Source organism: Kitasatospora phosalacinea (assembly GCF_030268885.1).
Lineage (GTDB): Bacteria > Actinomycetota > Actinomycetes > Streptomycetales > Streptomycetaceae > Kitasatospora > Kitasatospora phosalacinea_C.
The window spans coordinates 313070-332059 of record NZ_BSSA01000003.1 but is presented as its reverse complement, the minus strand read 5'-3'; the positions used below and the strand labels follow the sequence as shown (position 1 = coordinate 332059).

17 protein-coding genes are annotated in these 18990 nt (G+C 72.4%); 8 read left to right on the top strand and 9 right to left on the bottom strand.

Going from position 1 to position 18990, the window contains the following annotated elements; all coding sequences use genetic code 11:
- Positions 1-64: 64 nt before the first annotated feature.
- From pta to pyk, 3 genes are all read left to right on the top strand, one after another.
- Positions 65-2218: a phosphate acetyltransferase gene (pta, locus tag QSK52_RS07590; protein WP_285735113.1), complete on the top strand. Its 2154-nt coding sequence runs from the start codon at positions 65-67 to the stop codon at positions 2216-2218.
- Positions 2215-3420 (top strand): acetate/propionate family kinase, encoded by a 1206-nt coding sequence (locus QSK52_RS07585; RefSeq protein WP_285734959.1) that lies wholly within the window; start codon positions 2215-2217, stop codon positions 3418-3420. Before pta ends, QSK52_RS07585 begins: the two co-directional genes overlap by 4 nt.
- Positions 3421-3532: 112 nt before the next feature.
- Positions 3533-4963: a pyruvate kinase gene (pyk, locus tag QSK52_RS07580; protein ID WP_285734957.1), complete on the top strand. Its 1431-nt coding sequence runs from the start codon at positions 3533-3535 to the stop codon at positions 4961-4963.
- A 92-nt stretch (positions 4964-5055) separates the two neighbouring features.
- Here the strand turns inward: pyk and QSK52_RS07575 are convergent, their stop codons facing one another.
- The 4 genes from QSK52_RS07575 to QSK52_RS07560 all read right to left on the bottom strand — a co-directional run bounded on the left by QSK52_RS07575 (position 5056) and on the right by QSK52_RS07560 (position 9173).
- A complete protein-coding gene (locus QSK52_RS07575; RefSeq protein WP_285734955.1) occupies positions 5056-6276 on the bottom strand; it encodes a hypothetical protein in 1221 nt (406 codons plus the stop codon).
- Positions 6273-6821 carry a DUF6114 domain-containing protein gene (locus tag QSK52_RS07570; protein ID WP_285734953.1) on the bottom strand — a complete coding sequence of 183 codons (549 nt, stop codon included), beginning with the start codon at positions 6819-6821 and terminating at the stop codon, positions 6273-6275. Before QSK52_RS07570 ends, QSK52_RS07575 begins: the two co-directional genes overlap by 4 nt.
- A gap of 148 nt (positions 6822-6969) precedes the next feature.
- Complete coding sequence (locus QSK52_RS07565) at positions 6970-7617, bottom strand: DUF6230 family protein (RefSeq protein ID WP_285734951.1); 648 nt, start codon at positions 7615-7617, stop codon at positions 6970-6972.
- A gap of 578 nt (positions 7618-8195) precedes the next feature.
- A complete protein-coding gene (locus QSK52_RS07560; protein WP_285734949.1) occupies positions 8196-9173 on the bottom strand; it encodes a tetratricopeptide repeat protein in 978 nt (325 codons plus the stop codon).
- Positions 9174-9510: 337 nt separating this feature from the next.
- Here QSK52_RS07560 and QSK52_RS07555 point away from each other — a divergent pair, with 337 nt between their 5' ends.
- A complete protein-coding gene (locus QSK52_RS07555; RefSeq protein WP_435053182.1) occupies positions 9511-10206 on the top strand; it encodes a TetR/AcrR family transcriptional regulator in 696 nt (231 codons plus the stop codon).
- Between the two features lie 7 nt (positions 10207-10213).
- On the opposite strand, the gene QSK52_RS07550 is transcribed toward QSK52_RS07555, so the two are convergent.
- The 4 genes from QSK52_RS07550 to QSK52_RS07535 all read right to left on the bottom strand — a co-directional run bounded on the left by QSK52_RS07550 (position 10214) and on the right by QSK52_RS07535 (position 13991).
- Positions 10214-11086: a sigma-70 family RNA polymerase sigma factor gene (locus QSK52_RS07550; protein WP_285734947.1), complete on the bottom strand. Its 873-nt coding sequence runs from the start codon at positions 11084-11086 to the stop codon at positions 10214-10216.
- Between the two features lie 137 nt (positions 11087-11223).
- Positions 11224-12924 carry an acyl-CoA mutase large subunit family protein gene (locus QSK52_RS07545; RefSeq protein ID WP_285734945.1) on the bottom strand — a complete coding sequence of 567 codons (1701 nt, stop codon included), beginning with the start codon at positions 12922-12924 and terminating at the stop codon, positions 11224-11226.
- Positions 12925-13098: 174 nt separating this feature from the next.
- Positions 13099-13431, bottom strand: a complete 333-nt coding sequence (locus tag QSK52_RS07540) for a DUF3817 domain-containing protein (RefSeq protein WP_285734944.1) — start codon at positions 13429-13431, stop codon at positions 13099-13101.
- Positions 13432-13451: 20 nt separating this feature from the next.
- Positions 13452-13991: a MarR family winged helix-turn-helix transcriptional regulator gene (locus QSK52_RS07535; protein WP_285734943.1), complete on the bottom strand. Its 540-nt coding sequence runs from the start codon at positions 13989-13991 to the stop codon at positions 13452-13454.
- A gap of 461 nt (positions 13992-14452) precedes the next feature.
- On the opposite strand from QSK52_RS07535, the gene QSK52_RS07530 reads away from it, so the two are divergent.
- Positions 14453-16087 carry a M4 family metallopeptidase gene (locus QSK52_RS07530; RefSeq protein WP_285734942.1) on the top strand — a complete coding sequence of 545 codons (1635 nt, stop codon included), beginning with the start codon at positions 14453-14455 and terminating at the stop codon, positions 16085-16087.
- Positions 16088-16168: 81 nt separating this feature from the next.
- Here the strand turns inward: QSK52_RS07530 and QSK52_RS07525 are convergent, their stop codons facing one another.
- On the bottom strand, positions 16169-16492 hold the full coding sequence (locus QSK52_RS07525) for a DUF3817 domain-containing protein (RefSeq protein ID WP_285734941.1): 324 nt from the start codon (positions 16490-16492) through the stop codon (positions 16169-16171).
- A 184-nt stretch (positions 16493-16676) separates the two neighbouring features.
- Here QSK52_RS07525 and QSK52_RS07520 point away from each other — a divergent pair, with 184 nt between their 5' ends.
- The 3 genes from QSK52_RS07520 (at position 16677) to QSK52_RS07510 (ending at position 18857) form a co-directional block, all read left to right on the top strand.
- A complete protein-coding gene (locus tag QSK52_RS07520) occupies positions 16677-17450 on the top strand; it encodes a DUF2127 domain-containing protein (RefSeq protein WP_285735109.1) in 774 nt (257 codons plus the stop codon).
- A gap of 118 nt (positions 17451-17568) precedes the next feature.
- The gene (locus tag QSK52_RS07515; protein WP_285734940.1) at positions 17569-18207 is read left to right on the top strand and encodes an AIM24 family protein; all 639 of its coding nucleotides are present in this window, start codon (positions 17569-17571) and stop codon (positions 18205-18207) included.
- Positions 18207-18857: an AIM24 family protein gene (locus tag QSK52_RS07510; protein WP_285734939.1), complete on the top strand. Its 651-nt coding sequence runs from the start codon at positions 18207-18209 to the stop codon at positions 18855-18857. Before QSK52_RS07515 ends, QSK52_RS07510 begins: the two co-directional genes overlap by 1 nt.
- The last annotated feature ends 133 nt before the right edge of the window (positions 18858-18990 follow it).

Genomic DNA, 18990 nt, shown 5'->3' with positions numbered 1-18990 from the left:
CGTGTTGTACGACGGTATGGTCGGTATGACCGATGCCCTGGACGACCGGACGGAGAACTCCACCGTGGCGCGCAGCGTGTACGTGACCGGGATCGACCGGGGGGACGGCCGGCAGGCCGTGGAGCTCGGGGTCATGGAACTGCTCACCCGTCAGGTGGACCGGGTGGGCGTGTTCCGGCCGCTGGTGCACGCGCCGGACGGGGACGGGGCGGGCAGCGACCACGTGGTGGAGCTGCTGCGCAGCAGGTACCGGCTGGACCTGCCGGTGTCGGAGCTGTACGGGCTGACGTACGACGAGGCGGCGGCGCTGCAGGCGGCCCGCGGGCAGGACGAGCTGGTCTCGGCGTTGGTGGACCGCTTCCACCAGCTGGCGCGGCGCTGCCAGGCGGTGCTGGTGCTGGGCACCGACTTCTCGGAGACCAACATCCCGGACGAGCTGGCGTTCAACGCCCGGCTGGCGAACGAGTTCGGGGCGGGCGTGCTGCCGGTGGTGGGCGGGCGGCACGAGGACCCGCAGGCGGTGGTCGCGGAGGTCCGCAACGCGCACCGGGCGTACCGGGACCTGGGGTGCTCGATCCTGGCGATGGTGGCCAACCGGGTCCGGCCGGGGGCGAAGCAGCAGGTGCAGCGGACGCTGACCGAGAAGCTGCCGGTGCCGGTGTACGTGATCCCGGAGGAGCCCGCGCTGGCCGCGCCGACGGTGGCGCAGCTGGTGGAGGCGACCGGGGCGACGGTGCTGCTGGGCGACGCGGCGGGGCTCTCCCGGGACGTGCGGAACTTCGTGTTCGGCGGGGCGATGCTGCCGACCTTCCTGAACGCGCTGACCGAGGGCGCGCTGGTGGTGACCCCGGGCGACCGGGCGGACCTGGTGATCGGGGCGCTGGCGGCGCACGCGGCGAGTTCCCCGCCGATCGCGGGCGTGCTGCTGACCCTCGGTCAGCACCCGGGCCCGAACGTGATGGCGCTGGCCTCCCGGCTGGCCCCGGGGACGCCGGTGGCGGAGGTGTCGGAGGGCTCCTGGCTGACCGCGGCGGCGCTCACCCACCTGGAGGGCCGGATCGGCCCGAACAGCCCGCGGAAGGCCGAGATCGCCCTCGGCCTGTTCGAACTGCACGTGGACACCGCCGAGTTGACCAGCCGGATCGAGCTGAGCCGGTCCGAGCGGGTCACCCCGATGATGTTCGAGCACGCGCTGCTGGAGCGGGCCCGCGCGGACCGCCGCCACATCGTCCTGCCGGAGGGCACCGAGGACCGGGTGCTGCGCGCCGCCGAGGTGCTGCTGCGCCGCAACATCTGCGACCTGACCCTGCTCGGCGACCCGGACGCGGTGCACCGCAGGGTCGCCGCGCTGGGCATCGAGTTCCCGCAGCCCGGCGACGCGGGCGCCCAGGTGCGGATCGTCGACCCGGCGGCCAGCCCGCTGCGCCAGCAGTTCGCCGAGCTGTACGCGAAGGCCCGGGCGCACAAGGGCATGACGGTGGAGCGGGCGCTGGACGTGGTCGCCGACGTCTCGTACTTCGGCACCCTGATGGTGCAGGAGGGCATCGCGGACGGCATGGTCTCCGGCGCGGTGCACTCGACGGCGGCGACCATCCGCCCGGCCTTCGAGGTGATCAAGACCTCGCCGGGGGCGGCGATCGTCTCCTCGGTGTTCTTCATGTGCCTGGCCGACAAGGTGCTGGTGTACGGCGACTGCGCGGTCAACCCGGACCCGGACGCCCAGCAGCTGGCCGACATCGCGATCCAGTCGGCGGAGACGGCGGCCCAGTTCGGGGTGGAGCCGCGGGTGGCGATGCTGTCGTACTCGACCGGCACCTCGGGCTCGGGCGCGGACGTGGACAAGGTCCGCAAGGCGACCGAGCTGGTCCGCGAGCTGCGGCCGGACCTGCTGGTGGAGGGGCCGATCCAGTACGACGCGGCGGTGGACGCGCACGTCGCGGCGACCAAGCTGCCGGGGTCGGCGGTGGCCGGGCGGGCCACCGTGCTGGTCTTCCCGGACCTGAACACCGGCAACAACACGTACAAGGCGGTGCAGCGCTCGGCCGGGGCGATCGCGGTCGGGCCGGTGCTGCAGGGCCTGAACAAGCCGGTGAACGACCTGTCCCGGGGCGCCCTGGTGGAGGACATCGTGAACACCGTGGCGATCACCGCGATCCAGTCCCAGCCCGCCGGGGCCGCGCCCGGCGACGAGTCCCCCGCCGCAGGAGGCGCGCAGTGACCACTGGTACCCGTGTCCTGGTGCTGAACGCCGGGTCGTCCTCGGTGAAGTACCAGCTGATCGACATGCTGGACGGCGCGAAGCTGGCGTCCGGCCTGGTGGAGCGGATCGGCGAGGCGAGCGGGCGGCTGCTGCACCTGCCGCTGACCGGGGAGCCGCGCGAGACGGTGCGGCGCTTCGACGGGCACGACGTGGCGCTGGAGGCGGTCGCGGAGGAGCTGGCGAAGGACCTGGTGGGCCTGGACTCGCCGGAGCTGGCGGCGATCGGCCACCGGGTGGTGCACGGCGGGCTGCGCTTCACCCGGCCGACGCTGGTCACCGACGCGGTGCTGGCCGAGATCCGCCGGCTGATCCCGGTCGCGCCGCTGCACAACCCGGCCAACATCACCGGCATCGAGGTGGCCCGGAAGCTGCGCCCGGACCTGCCGCAGGTCGCGGTGTTCGACACCGCCTTCCACGCCACGCTGCCCGAGCACGCGGCCCGCTACGCGATCGACCGGAGGACGGCCGACGAGCACCGGGTGCGCCGCTACGGCTTCCACGGCACCTCGCACCAGTACGTCTCGCGGGCCACCGCCCGGCTGCTCGGCCGGGACCCGGCGGAGCTGAACGTGATCGTGCTGCACCTGGGCAACGGCGCCTCGGCCTCCGCGGTGGCGGGCGGGGTGTGCGTGGAGACCTCGATGGGCCTGACCCCGCTGGAGGGCCTGGTGATGGGCACCCGTTCGGGCGACGCGGACCCGGGCCTGGTGTTCCACCTGCACCGGGTCGGCGGGATGAGCATCGACGAGATCGACGACCTGCTGAACCGGCGCAGCGGCCTGCTGGGCCTGTGCGGGGACAACGACATGCGCGAGGTGGTGCGCCGGGCCCAGGAGGGCGAGGAGGACGCCAAGCTGGCGTTCGACGCGTACGTGCACCGGATCCGGCGCTACCTGGGCGGGTACTACGCGGTGCTCGGGCGGGTGGACGCGGTGGCGTTCACCGCGGGGGTCGGGGAGAACTCCGCCGAGGTGCGGGCCGCGGTCTGTGCCAATCTGGAGGAGCTGGGCATTTCGGTCGACCCGGAGCTCAACGCGGTGCGCTCGCGGGAGGCCCGGACGGTCTCGCCGTCCTACTCGCGGGTCGCCGTCGCGGTGGTGCCGACCGACGAGGAGCTGGAGATCGCCCGGCAGACGTTCGCGCTGGTCCACGCGGTGTAGGCCCCGCGCGGGATGACTACCCGTCAGTATCCCACCCCTCGGAATGTTCGTTGGCGATATCTGACGATTCGAGCTGAATGCACCGATAACACGAACGGATAGACTGACGGATATGCGCCGAGCGAAAATTGTCTGCACCCTGGGTCCTGCGACGGACTCCTACGAACAGCTGAAGGCCATCGTCGAAGCGGGCATGAACGTCGCCCGCCTCAACATGAGCCACGGCTCCCACGCCGAGCACGAGGACCGGTACCGCCGCGTCCGCCAGGTCTCGGAGGACACCGGCCGCACCATCGGCGTGCTGGCCGACCTGCAGGGCCCCAAGATCCGTCTGGCGACCTTCGCCAACGGCCCGGTGACCGTTGACAACGGCGACACGTTCACCATCACCACCGAGGACGTCCCCGGTGACCAGCACATCTGCGGCACCACCTACAAGGGCCTGCCCGGCGACGTGCGGCCCGGCGACCCGATCCTGATCAACGACGGCGTCATCGCCCTGGAGGTCGTCAGCGTCGACGGCCCGCGGGTGAAGACCGTCGTGGTCGAGGGCGGCGTCCTCTCCAACAACAAGGGCATCAACCTGCCCGGCGCGGCGGTCAACGTCCCCGCGCTCTCCGAGAAGGACAAGGACGACCTGCGCTTCGCCCTGCAGCTGGGCGTCGACATGGTCGCGCTGTCCTTCGTCCGCAACGCCGCGGACATCGACGACGTGCACAAGGTCATGGACGAGGTCGGCATCCGCGTGCCGGTCATCGCCAAGATCGAGAAGCCGCAGGCCGTCGAGGCGATGGAGGAGATCGTCCTCGCCTTCGACGCGATCATGGTGGCCCGCGGCGACCTCGCGGTCGAGTACCCGCTGGAGAAGGTGCCGCTGGTCCAGAAGCAGCTGGTCACCCTGGCCCGCCGCAACGCCAAGCCGGTCATCGTCGCCACCCAGATGATGGAGTCGATGATCCACGCCTCGCGGCCCACCCGCGCCGAGGTCTCCGACGTCGCCAACGCCATCCTGGACGGTGCGGACGCGGTCATGCTGTCCGCCGAGTCGAGCGTCGGCAAGTACCCGGTCGAGACCGTCAAGACCATGAGCCGGATCGCCGAGAAGGCCGAGGAGGAGCTGCTCTCGCAGGGCCTCCAGCCGCTCAACCCGGGCCGCAAGCCGCGCACCCAGGGCGGCTCGGTCGCCCGTGCCGCGTGCGAGCTGGGCGACTTCCTCGACGGCAAGGCGCTGGTCGCGTTCACCAAGTCCGGTGACACCGCCCGCCGCCTGTCCCGCTACCGCTCGCCGATCCCGGTGATCGCCTTCACCCCGGACGTCGCCACCCGCAACCAGCTCTCGCTGAGCTGGGGCGTCGAGGCGTACGTCTCGGAGCAGGTGGCCACCACCGACGAGATGGTCGAGCAGCTCGACCGCGAGCTGCTGAAGATGAACCGCCTCGCCGAGGGCGACACCGTGATCGTCACGGCCGGCGTGCCGGTCGGCATCCCGGGCACCACCAACATGGTGCAGGTGCACCACCTGGGCGCCCGCTCGGACGGCTGAGCACCCGCACGGGCGCCTGGACGCACGGAACGCCGCAGGGGCGGGACCCGAGGACCGGGTCCCGCCCCTGCGGCGTTCCGTGGCGGCGGCGGTCAGCCGTCGTACGGCTCCTTGTCGTTGAACAGCCGCATGCCGGGGATGGTCAGGTCGCCGCCGAACTGGCCCGCCTGCACCGCCTTGGCGTCGGTCAGGGTCAGGTCCAGCGGGATCGGCACCGCGCCCAGCAGGTCCCACAGCCACTTCGGCAGGGTGTCCGGGGTGAGCGTGATGGTGCCCAGGTCGATCGGGATCGGCAGGCCGTAGACCGCCGCGAGGTTGCCCGACAGGCTCTCCACGTACATGGTGATCGGGCCGTTGCGCATGGTCGAGGTCGAGCCCGGGCGGCTCTTCACGTGGAAGGTCAGGCCGGGGACCTGGATCGTCGACATGTCGAGGTTCTCGATGTCGACGCTGTCGGTGGTGAACTTCAGCACCCGCTTGGTGCCGCTCTCCGTGGTGACGTCGTAGACGCCGTTGAACACCGAGCCGTGCAGCGCCAGCCGGGTCGAGTGCAGCACCCAGTTCTGGTCCGGCACCACGTGGCCCGCCGGGGCCGCCTTCGCGGCCAGGCCCTCGGTGCTGACCAGGCAGTTCGGGTCCGCGGAGGCCGGGGCCGAGGGGGACGGCGTGCTCCTGGCGGTGCTGCCGCCCTTCGGGGCGGGGGTGCTCGCCGGGGCGCCGGGCGCGGGCGCCGACGCGGCGGGGGCCGAGGCTGCGGGGGCCGAGGCTGCGGGCGCCGACGCGGACGGGGCGGGGGTGGCCGCGGGGCTCTTCGGGGCGGTGGTGGTGGGGGCCGCGGACGGCGTCGCGGCGGGCGCGGGCGAGGCGCTCGCGCCGGGGTGGAGCAGGTTGTTCCACCAGTCGTCGATCGCCCCGGCCTGCTGCACCCCGCCGGTCACCGCGCCCGCCTTCGGCACGGTGTAGACGGCGGACTGCACGGTGCCCGCACCGGTGCCGGCCAGGGTGGCGGGCACCGCCGCGGCGCTGCCCGCGGGGGCCTGTCCGACGGCCGCGGCCCGGCTCACCGAGGAGTCCGGCTGCACCTTGATCTCGCTCTTCGGGACGGGCGTCTCCTCGAGCACCGTGTCCGGGGCGCAGTTCCCGGCCTGCGGGTCGGCGGCCGCCGCCAGCGTCGGCGCGTAGGCGGCGCCCATCAGCAGCGCGGTCGGCACCGCGGCGATCGCCAGCGCCCGCCCGCGCAGGCGGGCCCGGACGCCCTCCCGCGGCACCGCGTGCCGCGGGCCGGGGACGCCCGGCTGCTCGGAGCCGCTCACTGCTGCTCCTCCTCGGCCGCGGGCCGCGGGGCGGCGCCGTACTCCAGCGGCTGCTCGGCGGCGGCCTGCGCGGGCAGCTGGGCGGTGGGCGCCTCGTCCGGCGCCGCCGCGGCCCGCTCGGCCGCCTCGGGCAGCGGCTGCAGGGGTGCCCAGGACACCAGCAGGCCGCCGGCGACCAGGCCCGGGAGCAGGCCCATGCCGAAGCCGCCGAGGTTGGAGACCGGGATGGAGATCAGGGCCAGGATGGTGGTCGCCACGCCGCAGAAGATCCGCACCGCGGGCTGGAACCAGGCGGTCAGGCCCAGCACGATCAGCATCACCCCGATGATCAGCGAACCGGCCCCGGCGGTGGTGGACATCGCCACCGTGAGCCCGCCCAGGCTCAGGTGGGCGTACGGGAAGTACAGGATCGGCACGCCCGCGAGCATCGCGAGCAGCCCGCCCCAGAACGGCCGGGTACGCCGCCACGTGCGGAAGCCGCGCCGGGTGCGGCCGACCAGACCGGCCGGGCCCTCGGGCCAGGCCTCGACGGTTGCGCTGGACATGGTGCGACTCCTCGATGGTGGGTCCGAGGGGGGAATGCGGACGGCCCCGGGCGTGCCCGGGGTGCGGTGGGCGGGGGACGGCGCGCGACCGTCCCCCGCCCCGCGGCTGTCCTGCCGTCGGGCCCTCAGCGGGGCCCTCGGGTGCGGACTAGTAGCACTCGACGCCGGCGCCGGAGCCCTGGTTGATGTTCAGCTTCAGGCCGTTGAGCGTGAAGGTGCCCGCCGAGGTGGCCCAGGCGGTCTGCTGGACGCCGGTCAGGTGCGCGGTCTCGGCGGACTGCGCGAAGCCCTGCGCACCGGTCGGCACCTTGCCGCCGTCGGCCTTGAGCTTGTCGATCGCGCTGCCCTTGAGGGTGGCCGCGTCCTGGCCGATGTTGATGTTCTTGAACTCGGCGTCCGCGTTCAGCTGGTTGAGGTCGATCAGCAGCTGCTGGGCCTTGACCTGCTTGTTCGGGTCCGTGCTGTTGCCGGCCTTGAGGACCAGGGTCCACTTGCCGAGCGGGCCGAGGTCGGTGACGACCGACTGGCACAGGTTCTTCAGCGTGGCGCTGTCGAAGGCGGAGATGGCCACCGGGTGCGGGTTGCCGTTCGCCTCGACGTCGACGCCGCCGAACTGCGAGAAGTTGTTGCCCTGCAGGTCTTCGACGGTGACCTTGAACTGCTGGCCGGAGACCGAGAACGAGGCCGCCAGCGCGGAGTTGGCCAGCGAGACGCCGATCGCGGCGGTGGCCGCGACGCTGGGCACCATCACCAGGGCGAAGCGCTTCCAGCGGGTCTTGCCGTAGGACTGGGACATGCGTGTCCTCCTTCTAGGACGTACATCTCCGGCCTTTCCGGTGCGTCCCGCACGTGGTCCGGCCCGGGATGGGAGAGAGCTACGTCCTCGGTAGCGGAGAGCGCCTGCGGCCGTGGGGACGGCAGCGGCGATCACCCCCGAGCGACAACCGTGCGGCCGCGCGGGCTGCGCGACCGTCGTGAGGCCAGGAACCGCCGCGTGGGATCTGCGGTTACCCCCCTGCCCTCACCCGGTGGGGACCCCTCGTCGCCGAGGGACCGGGCGTCGCCGATCGTGGTCCAATCCAGGGCCGAGCACAAGGGGTCCGTTACTGACGGGTAATCCAACAGCACACAGGGGCGATCATGGAATCGAAGGCGCGGCGACGGAGGGTGACCGAAACCACATGCCCGGGCGGTGCCAACCCGGGGAAACAGAGACGAAACACCCCTCCGCCGTCACTTCCGGTGACCGCGGAGGGGTGTTATCAAGATTTGGTAAACGCGCCCCGAAGGCACCCGAAAGTCGTCAAATCGTCGCCGACACCGCAGGTCACCCGAGGTGCCGCCGATGTCATCGGGTGCCGCCGGGGCCCGGCCTCAGAACAGCACCCGGGCCAGCGCCTGGCGGGCCGCCACGGTGCGCGGGTCCTCCGGGCCGATCACCTCGAACAGCTCCAGCAGCCGCAGCCGCGCCGCGTCCCGGTCGTCGCCGAACGTCCGCGCGACGGTGTCGACCAGGCGTCCGAAGGCGTCCTCGACGTGCCCGCCGACCAGGTCCAGGTCGGCCGCCCGCAGCTGGGCCTGCACGTCCTTCGGGTCGGCCGCCGCCTCGGTGCGCACCTGCTGCGGGTCGAGCTGCTCCACCCGCTGCAGCAGCTGGGCCTGCGCCAGGCCGAGCTTGGCCTCGACGTGCCCCGGACGGTCGCTCAGCACGTTCTGGTAGGCCCGCACCGCACCGGCCAGGTCGCCCCGGTCCAGCGCGTCGTGCGCCGCCTCCAGCGCCGGGTCGGCCGGGACGTGCGACTCGGCCGCCGCGCCCTCGCCGCCCGCCGCGCCGCCGACGATGCCGAAGCGCTGCTCGGCCACCGCGATCAGCTGGTCCAGGATCTTGCGGACGTTGGCCTCGTTCTCGGCGCCCTGGAACAGCGGCACCAACTGGCCCGCCACCACCGCCATCACGGCCGGGATGCCCTGGATGCCGAACTGCTGGGCGATCAGCTGGTTGGCGTCCACGTCGATCTTGGCGAGCACGATCCGGCCCGCGTACTCCTCGGCGAGCCGCTCCAGCACCGGGCTGAGCTGCTTGCACGGGCCGCACCACTCGGCCCAGAAGTCCACCACCACCGGGACCTCGGCCGAGCGCTGGACCACCTCGACCTCGAAGGTCTCCTCGGTGACGTCCAGCACCAGGGGGTAGTCCGCGAGCGCCGGGCCCTCGCCCGCCGCCGCCTGCCGGGCCCGCTCGGCCCGGGTCTGCTCGGCCTTCTGGGCGGCCTCGCCGGCCGCCTTGACCGCGGCCAGGTCCACCGCACCGCGCAGGGCGGAGCTGTTGAGACGCGAATTCCGTGACTGCATGGCTCTATCCTCCCCCGCCGGAGCCGGTGCCGGGCGCCATCCGGCCGGAAAACACCGGAGCGGGCCTCCGTCTCCCCGGCGGGGCCCGAACCGTTCGACGCGGGTCCCCACCCGCGCCGCACGCCCGCCCGATCCCAGAGAGCGGGGCGCGATCGGTCGTCGCTCTTTCGCTACTGGTCGTAGCGTATCTGCCTCCCGGGCTCCCCCCGCAAGCCCCCCGCCCCCTCCCGGGGCGTGAGCTGTCCCACTTTCCGGTACCGGGCGGGTGCCGGTCCGGGCGGTCGGTCGCTACCGTGGGACCACCAAGTTACTTCTGAGTAAACAATCTGGAGGCGCGGTGGCCCCCACCACCCGGCAGCCCGCCGAACAGCCGCACCCGCCGGACGACCGGACCCCGCCCGACGGGGCCGTGGCCGACGGGGCCGTGGCCGTCCGCGGCAAGGGCCGGCCCCGCAGCGCCGCCGCCGACCAGGCCATCCTGGACGCCACCCGCGAGGCGCTGGCCGAACTCGGCTGGGGCGGGCTCACCATGGGCGACGTCGCCCAGCGGGCCGGGGTCGCCAAGACCACCCTCTACCGGCGCTGGCCCTCCAAGAGCGAACTCGTCGTCGACGCCATCGCCAGCCTCTTCGACCAGCTGGAGTGCACCGACCGCGGCAGCCTGCAGGCCGACATCGAGGCCGTGGTCGCCCGCTTCGCCGAACTGCTCACCCTGCCGGAGACCCAGGCCGCGCTGCTCGCCCTGTTCGCCGAGGGCTCCCGCGACCCGCAGCTGCGCCGCCGCATCCGCGAGCGGATCGTCCAGCCGCAGAAGGTGCTGGTCGAGCTCGGCCGGGCCAACGCCCAGGCCCGCGGCGAGATGGACCCGGACCGCGACCCGGCCGTCGCCGCCGAGGAGGTCGGCATCATCTTCGACACCATCGCGGGCACCGTCGAGCACCGGCTGCTGGTGAGCGGCGAACCCGTCACCGCGGACTGGATCCGCCGCTTCACCACCCTGCTGCTGGGGCCCTTCCCCGGCCTGCTGCGCTGAGCCGCACTCAGGCGGGCAGCGCCAGCGCCGCCAGCCGGTCCGGGTCGCCGAGCACGTCGATCTGCGCCACCCGGCCGTCCACCACGGTGAACGACATCACCGAGACCGGCTTGCCGTCCACCACCGTGAGCGTGCCCCAGGTGCCGTTCACCAGCACCGGGCGGGCGAACGGCGCCAGGTGCCGGAAGCCCTGCGCCGAGGACGCGATCACCGTGGCGCCGCGGATCACCTTGCTGAGCTGCGCCATCGCCGCCCCGCCGTCCGCCCGCAGCACCGCGTCCGGGGCCAGCACCGCGACCAGGCCCTCGAAGTCGCCCTCCCGGGACGCCGCCAGGAAGGCGTCCACCACGGCCCGCTGCGCCGCCCGGTCCCGGTCCGGCTCGGGGGCCCGCTCCTTCACCCGCCTGCGCGCCCGGCTCACCGTCTGCCGCACCGCCGCCGGGGTCCTCTCCAGCAGCGGGGCGATGTCCTCGAACGGGACGGCGAACAGGTCGTGCAGCACGAAGGCCAGCCGCTCCGCCGGGCCCAGCGTGCCCAGCACCACCTGCAGCGCCAGGCCCACCCGGTCGCCCAGCAGCGCCACCGCCTCCGGGTCGTCCCCCTCCGGCGCCGCCAGCACCGGGTCCGGCACCCGGGTGTCCAGCTCCTCCTCGCGCCGCCGCTGACGGCTGCGCAGCTCGTTCAGGCACACCCGGGAGGCGACCGTGGTCAGCCAGCCGCCGAGGTTGTCCACCTCCTCGGCGTGCCGGTCCAGCCGCAGCCAGGTCTCCTGCACCACGTCCTCGGCCTCGCTCAGCGAACCCAGCATCCGGTACGCCACCGCCCGCAGCCGCGGCCGGTGCTCCTCGAAGCGCTCCGCGAGAAGGCTTCCCCCGCCCATCCGTCACGTCCCCTTCCCCGTCGGGTCGACACCGCAGGCACCAACTCTGGCAGGCCGGACGGCGGTTCCGGCCACCGGGGCGGACGCGGCGCAGCGCCCGGGCGCGGTGTGCGGCGCCCGGGCGCGCGAGGGGCCCGCTAGAAGCTGGCGTTCTCCCGGTAGGTGCCCCACTCGTCGCGCAGGGCGTGGCAGATCTCGCCGAGGGTGGCCTCGGCGCGGACGGCGCGGAGCATCGGCTCGATCATGTTGGCGCCGGAGCGGGCCGCCGCGAGCATCTCGTCCAGGCCGGCCCGGACGGCGGCCTCGTCCCGCCGCGCCTTGCGCTCGGCCAGGACGCGGACCTGCTCGCGTTCGACCTCGTGGCTGACCCGGAGGATCTCCAGTTCGGGGGTGACGCTGCGGGGGTGGCAGTTGACGCCGACCACCCGCTTGTCGCCCTTCTCGACGCCCTGCTGGTAGCGGAAGGCGGCCTCGGCGATCTCGCCGGTGAACCAGCCCTCCTCGATGCCGCGCAGGATGCCGGAGGTCATCGGGCCGATCGGGTGCTCGGCGCTGCCCTTGTCCAGGCTGCTTTTGTTCAAGATCTGCTGGAAGATCTCCTCGACCTGGGCCTCGATCCGGTCGGTGAGCGCCTCCACGTACCAGGAGCCGCCGAGCGGGTCGGCGACGTTGGTGACGCCGGTCTCCTCCATGATCACCTGCTGGGTGCGCAGGGCGATCTCGGCGGCCTGCTCGCTGGGGAGGGCGAGGGTCTCGTCGAGGGCGTTGGTGTGCAGCGAGTTGGTGCCGCCGAGGACGGCGGAGAGCGCCTCCACCGCGGTGCGGACCACGTTGTTGTACGGCTGCTGGGCGGTCAGCGAGACGCCCGCGGTCTGGGTGTGGAAGCGCAGCCACTGCGCCTTCTCGGTCCTGGCGCCGAAGTGGTCGCGCATCCAGCGGGCCCAGATCCGGCGGGCGGCGCGGAACTTGGCGATCTCCTCGAAGAAGTCGAGGTGGGCGTCGAAGAAGAAGGACAGGCCGGGGGCGAACACGTCGACGTCCAGGCCGCGGGAGAGGCCGAGCTCGACGTAGGCGAGGCCGTCGGCGAGGGTGTAGGCGAGCTCCTGGGCGGCCGTGGCCCCGGCCTCGCGGATGTGGTAGCCGGAGACCGAGAGCGGCTTGTAGGCGGGGATGCCCGCGGCGCAGTGCTCCATCAGGTCGCCGATCAGGCGCAGGTGCGGCTCGGGGGCGAAGAGCCACTCCTTCTGCGCGATGTACTCCTTGAAGATGTCGGTCTGCAGGGTGCCGTTGAGGACGGCCGGGTCGACGCCCTGCCGCTCGGCGGCCACCAGGTACATGCAGAAGACCGGGACGGCCGGGCCGCTGATCGTCATCGAGGTGGTGACCTCGCCGAGCGGGATGCCGCGGAAGAGCACCTCCATGTCGGCGGCCGAGTCGATGGCGACGCCGCAGTGGCCGACCTCGCCGAGCGAGCGGGCGTCGTCGGAGTCGTAGCCCATCAGGGTCGGCATGTCGAAGGCGACCGAGAGGCCGCCGCCGCCCGCCTCCAGGATCATCCGGTAGCGCTCGTTGGTCTGCTCGGCGTTGCCGAAGCCGGCGAACTGGCGGATGGTCCAGGCCCGGCCGCGGTAGCCGGTGGGGTGCAGGCCGCGGGTGTAGGGGTACTCGCCGGGCCAGCCGATCCGCTCGAACCCCTCGACGTCCTGGCCGGGCGGCGGCCCGTAGACGGGTTCGACGGTCTCGCCGCTGAGGGTGGTGAAGTCCGCGTCGCGCTTGCGCGCCCCGTCGTACCGCTGCTGCCAGCGCTGCCGCCCGGCCTCGATCTGCTCGGCGTCCATCGGCTCCGACTCCCGCTCCGTGCGGCCGCTCCTCGTGGGGGCGGCAGAACTACTTGGATGTCCTAGCAATTTACTCGGACGTCCTACTACCTGTCGACGGCGACCCCCGGACGCGCGAGGGGCGCCCCTCCCGACAGGAGGGGCGCCCCGGCAGAGCGGCTGGTGCGGGTGCGGTCAGGCGGCGACGGGTTCCGGCGCGGCGATCAGCGGGGTGACCTCGCGGACCACCCGGCGCTCGACGAAGAAGACGGCGGTGGGGACGGTGCCGGCCAGCAGCGTCCAGGCGAGCTTGCCCATCGGCCACTTGGCCTTCGTCCCGAGGTCGAAGGCGAACACCAGGTAGACCACGTACAGCCAGCCGTGCGCGATGCCGACCGCGGTGGTGAAGCCCGCCGCGCCCGAGACGTCCAGGACGTACTTGGCGACCACTCCGAGGGTCAGCAGGATCAGGAGCACGCCGGTGACGTAGGCCATGGCGCGGTAGCGGGTCAGCACACTCTGCTTCATACCGTCGAGGGTAACCGCCCCTACGCGTCGTCCCGGTCGGGGCCCTCCTCGGCGGGCACCGTGAAGTCCCCGGCGGCGATCCGCAGCGGGCGGAGCAGTTCGAACACCTCGGCGCAGGCGTCGGCGTCGTAGCCGTCCAGGCCGAACTCGATCGCGACCAGGGCGCGGGTGGCCTGCTCGACGACCTCGCGGCCGCGGCCGGTGATGGCGGCGAGGACGCCGCGGCCGTCGAGCGGGTTGGGGCGGCGGGTGACCAGGCCGGCGCGCTCCAGGCGGTCGACGGTGTTGGTGACGCTGGTGGGGTGGACCATCAGGCGCTCGCCGATCTTGGAGAGCGGGAGCTCGCCGGAGCGGCTGAAGGTGAGCAGCACCAGGGCCTCGTAGCGGGCGAAGGTGAGGCCGTAGGGCTTGACCACCGCGTCGACCCGGGCCAGCAGGATCTGGTGGGCGCGCATCACCGAGGTGATCGCCGCCATCGACGGCACCTTGCCCCAGCGCTGGGTCCAGTGCTCGTCGGCGCGGGCGATCGGGTCGAAGTCGAGGGCGAGGGGCTTGGGCACGCCCCTTACCGTACCCGCGGGCGTCAACGGGGGTAGCAGGTGTCCACGATGGTGGACAAGCCGCCCGCTTGGCGGGATCACGCCAAACAGACGAGAACGGTCCGGCGGCGGCCCTTTACCGTGCATATTCCGGCAATATTCAGTGATTGCAGCGGAGTTGGCCCTCTGCGCAGCCCGCACGGCATGGTTCGCAGCGAAACCTCCGATTTCCCGGACCACCCGTTGCCGCACCGTTGGCGAGAGTTTGCCAATAGTTGCCGAACCGCTGTTCCCGGCCGCCGCCGCCTCGGCATGCTTCTGGCCAGCCCCGTTCGACACCGCCGGCCCACCCCACCGGCTGCTGTCGCCTGACCGCACGGAGCTGCACGTCAGCACCCGTTCCGCCCCAGCAGGCACCGACCCAGGTGCCCCGGAGCGAGGTGCGACCGCGCACACGCGGTTGATCCGGAAGGAACCCGTACGTGAAGCGAAAGCTCGCTGTCGGAGCCGTTCTCTCTGCCTCGGCCCTGCTGGCCGGTGCGATCCAGGTGAGCGCCGGCATGGCGTACGCCGCCCCGAACCCCGCCTCCCTCGGCCGGGCCGACCAACTCGCCCTGGCCGCCGCCCAGGCGCCCGCCGCCGCCAAGGCGCTGGGCCTGGGCGCCCAGGAGAAGCTGGTCGTCAAGGACGCCGTCGTCGACGCCGACGGCACCCGCCACTTCCGTTACGAGCGCACCTACGCCGGACTGCCGGTGCTCGGCGGCGACCTGGTCGTGCACCAGGCCGCCAACGGCAAGGTGAAGTCCAGCGACAAGGCCGCGCCCGGCAGCCTGGCCCCCGCCTCGCTGAGCCCGAAGCTGTCGGCCGGCCAGGCCGCCGCCAAGGCGACCGGCGCGGTGCAGGCCACCGTCGGCCTCACCCAGGACGCCGACGAGGCCGCCCTCACCTCGGTCTCCGGTGCCAGCGGCAGCGCCCAGCTGGTGATCTGGGCCGCCGACGGCGCCCCGCGGCTGGCGTACCGCACCACCGTGGAGGGCGTCCGGGCGGACGGCACCCCGAGCCGCCAGCTGCTGGTCACCGACGCGGACAGCGGCGCGGTGCTCTCCGTCCACGAGCAGATCCAGACCGCCGACGCGACCGGCTCCGGCAACGGCGTGTTCGTCGGCAGCGTCCCGCTGACCACCAACTACACCGGCAGCGCGTACCAGTTGAAGGACAACACCCGCGGCGGCCAGTACACCACCACGCTGGCCAACAAGACCTCGGGCAAGGGCACCCTCTACTCGAAGTCCACCAACAGCTGGGGCAACGGCCTGGTCTCCAACGGCGAGTCCGCGGCCGTCGACGCCCAGTACGGCGCGGCCGTCACCTGGGACTTCTACAAGAACACCTTCGGCCGGGCGGGCATCCGCGGCGACGGCGTCGGCGCGTACAGCCGGGTGCACTACGGACGCAACTACGTCAACGCGTTCTGGGACGACAGCTGCTTCTGCATGACCTACGGCGACGGCGCCTCCAACACCCACCCGCTGACCGAGCTCGACGTCTCCGGCCACGAGATGAGCCACGGCGTGACGTCCAACACGGCCGGCCTGAACTACTCGGGCGAGTCCGGCGGCCTGAACGAGGCCACCTCCGACATCTTCGGCACCATGGTCGAGTTCTACGCCAACCTGCCGAAGGACAACCCGGACTACCTGATCGGCGAGCTGATCGACATCAACGGCAACGGCACGCCGCTGCGCTACATGGACAAGCCGTCCAAGGACGGCGCGTCCGCCGACTACTGGTCCTCCACCGTCGGCAGCAAGGACGTCCACTACTCCTCGGGCGTCGCCAACCACTTCTTCTACCTGCTGGCCGAGGGCAGCGGCGCCAAGACGATCAACGGCGTCAGCTACAACTCGCCGACCTACAACGGCGCGACGCTGACCGGCATCGGCCGGGCCAAGGCCGCGCAGATCTGGTACCGGGCGCTGAGCGTCTACATGACCTCCAGCACCAACTACAAGGGCGCCCGCACCGCGACCCTGAGCGCCGCCGCCGACCTGTACGGCTCCGGCTCCGCCGAGTACAACGCGGTCGCGGCCACCTGGACCGCGGTGAACGTCAACTGACGCCGACCGGCTGACGAAAGCCCGCGGCGGCCGGGCCTCCCACGAAGAGGCCCGGCCGCCGCGCACCACGTTCCGGAGCGGTCAGGCGGCGGCGGTCGCCGGGGCGTCCAGCTCGCCGCGCTCCTCCTTGGCGAGCATCCGCTCGGCGAAGAAGCCGCCGGTGGGCAGCACCGACAGCACGAACAGCACCAGGGTGCGCTTCGGCTCCCAGCGGCGGGCCTGGTGCGCCTGCACCAGGAACACCACGTACAGGACGAACAGCACGCCGTGCACCATGCCCATCACCGGGACGCCGTTGAAGCTGGTGGTGCGCTTCAGCACCGAGCAGATCAGCAGCAGGATGAAGGACAGCCCCTCGGGGCCGGAGACCAGGCGCAGGCGGTGGACGGCGGCGACGCTCTTCACGGGATTCCTCACGGGGGCACGACGGACGGCTGGGCCGGTGGACGACCGGGCTTGTGAACGGTTGCACAAGCCGGGCCTATTATCACCGACCCGACACCGGCGCCGACCGCGGACCCCCTATCCTGCTGTGCTGCGCGGGCTCCGACCGTCGGGCCGCGCCGACCCACGGGGGGAACGCACCATGCTGAAGCGGGACTGGGACCGCCACACCTGCGCCAAGCGCGGGCACATCACCTACGCACCCGACGAGCCCGACCTGCGGGCCCGCCTGCACACCGCCACCGCGGTCGGCACCGCCTGGCGCTGCCTGCGCTGCGGCGACTTCGCGCTCGGCGAGCCGCACGGCTCCGGGCCCGCCCAGGACGCGCCGCTGGTGCCCCGCGGCAAGGCCCTGCGCGACCTGTTCATCCTGCGCTTCCTGGCCGTCGAGCGGCTGCTGCGCGGCCTGCTGATCGTGGTGGTCGCCTGGGGCGTGTGGAAGTTCTCCAACAGCCAGGACGCGGTGCGCCGGATCTTCGACGAGAACCTGACCGTCCTCAAGCCGGTCACCGAGCACTTCCACTGGGACCTGGAGCACTCGCCGATCGTCGACACCATCCGCAAGACCTTCGACTACAAGCACTCCACCCTGGTGTACGTGGCGGTCGCGCTGGTGGTGTACGCGCTGATCGAGATCGTCGAGGCCTTCGGCCTGTGGTGGGGCCACCGCTGGGCCGAGTACCTGACCGTGGTCGCCACCGCCGCCTTCCTGCCGCTGGAGGGCTACGAGCTCACCGAGCACGTCAGCGCCCTGAAGGTCTGCACCCTGCTGCTGAACATCGCCGCGGTGCTCTGGATCATGCTCTCCAAGCGCCTGTTCGGCCTGCGCGGCGGCCGCGCCGCGTTCGAGGCCGAGCGGCACTCGGCCTCGCTGCTGGAGGTGGAGGCCTCCGCGGGGGCGCTGCCGCAGACGGTCTGACCTTTTGTCCGGTATGCCCGACTGACGCTATGTCCGATGTACGGGTTTCGTACCGAACGGGTACCAGGTGCCCCGGCCCCCTCCCCCACCCGGGGAGGGGGCCGCTACATTCCCGGACGTGGCACAGTTCCGACTCCAGGGGTCAAAGGTCCTCGCCGTCGATCTCGCCGGGGACACCGTCAAGGCACGCAACGGCTCGATGGTCGCCTACACCGGACAGATGGGCTTCAAGAAGCTCTCCGGTGGCGGCGACGGCCTGCGCGGCATGGTCACCCGCCGGCTCACCGGCGAGCGCATGGAGGTCATGGAGGTGAAGGGGCAGGGCACCTGCTACTTCGCCGACAAGGCCACCGAGATCAACCTCGTCCGGCTGAACGGCGAGACGCTGTTCGTCGAATCCGACAACCTGCTCTGCACCGAGGCGTCCCTGCGCACCGGCACCTCCTTCACCGGTCTGAACGGCATGGCCAGCGGCAACGGCCTGTTCACCACCAAGGTCGAGGGCCAGGGCTGGGCGGCGGTCACCTCGCACGGCCCCGCGGTGATCCTCCGGGTCTCCCAGGGCCTGCCGCTGCGGGTCGACCCGGGCGCCTACATCGCGCACACCGGCAACCTGCACCGGGCGCTCAAGTCCGGGGCGGGCTGGAGCACGCTGATCGGCGAGGGCGGCGGCGAGGCCATGCAGGTCGAGTTCACCGGCGAGGGCCTGGTCTACGTCCAGCCCTCCGAGCGGACGACGCTGGGGGGCGAGGTCTGATGGCCTTCACCAGGATCAACAACAAGATGGTCTCCGCCCAGGTGCTGCCCGGGCAGCGGATCCTCTCCCAGCGCGGCTCGATGCTCGGCTACACCGGCGAGGTCTCCTTCCAGCCCAACCTGATGGGCGGCCAGGGCGGCGTGATGTCGATGATCGGCCGCCGGGTCGCCAACGAGGACACCCCGCTGATGACCGTCGAGGGCCACGGCACCGTGATGTTCGGCCACGGCGGCCACCACGTGCACGTGGTCGACCTGGTCGGCGACACCCTCTACGTGGAGGCCGACCGGCTGCTCGCCTTCGAGGGCAGCCTCCAGCAGTCCACCATGTTCATGGGCCAGCAGGGCGGCCTGATGGGCGTGGTCCGCGGCCAGGTCACCGGACAGGGCCTGTTCACCACCAAGCTCACCGGCCACGGCGCGGTCGCCGTGATGGCCCACGGCGGCGTCATCGAGCTCCCGATCTTCCCCGGCCAGCCCGTCCACGTCGACCCGCAGGCGTACGTCGCCCACCGCGGCGAGGTCACCAACAAGCTCTCCAGCGCCCTCGGGTGGCGCGACATGGTCGGACGCGGCTCCGGCGAGGCGTTCCAGCTCGAACTGTCCGGGCAGGGCACGGTGTACGTCCAGGCCAGCGAGGTGAAGCTCTGATGTCCTACCCCCCGCAGAACCCCTACGGTCAGCAGCCCTACGGTCAGCAGCCGTACGGTCAGCAGCCCCCGCCGCACCCGCCGCAGGGGCCCCCGCCCGGGTACTCCCAGCAGCAGTACGAGCAGTCCCACCA

Excerpts from the sequence above, each read along its gene's own strand:
- QSK52_RS07540 (WP_285734944.1), bottom strand. The coding sequence starts at position 13,431 with ATGAAGCAGAGTGTGCTGACCCGCTACCGCGCCATGGCCTACGTCACC.
- pyk (WP_285734957.1), top strand. The coding sequence starts at position 3,533 with ATGCGCCGAGCGAAAATTGTCTGCACCCTGGGTCCTGCGACGGACTCC.
- QSK52_RS07510 (WP_285734939.1), top strand. The coding sequence starts at position 18,207 with ATGGCCTTCACCAGGATCAACAACAAGATGGTCTCCGCCCAGGTGCTG.
- QSK52_RS07550 (WP_285734947.1), bottom strand. The coding sequence starts at position 11,086 with ATGGGCGGGGGAAGCCTTCTCGCGGAGCGCTTCGAGGAGCACCGGCCG.
- QSK52_RS07560 (WP_285734949.1), bottom strand. The coding sequence starts at position 9,173 with ATGCAGTCACGGAATTCGCGTCTCAACAGCTCCGCCCTGCGCGGTGCG.
- QSK52_RS07570 (WP_285734953.1), bottom strand. The coding sequence starts at position 6,821 with ATGTCCAGCGCAACCGTCGAGGCCTGGCCCGAGGGCCCGGCCGGTCTG.
- QSK52_RS07545 (WP_285734945.1), bottom strand. The coding sequence starts at position 12,924 with ATGGACGCCGAGCAGATCGAGGCCGGGCGGCAGCGCTGGCAGCAGCGG.
- QSK52_RS07565 (WP_285734951.1), bottom strand. The coding sequence starts at position 7,617 with ATGTCCCAGTCCTACGGCAAGACCCGCTGGAAGCGCTTCGCCCTGGTG.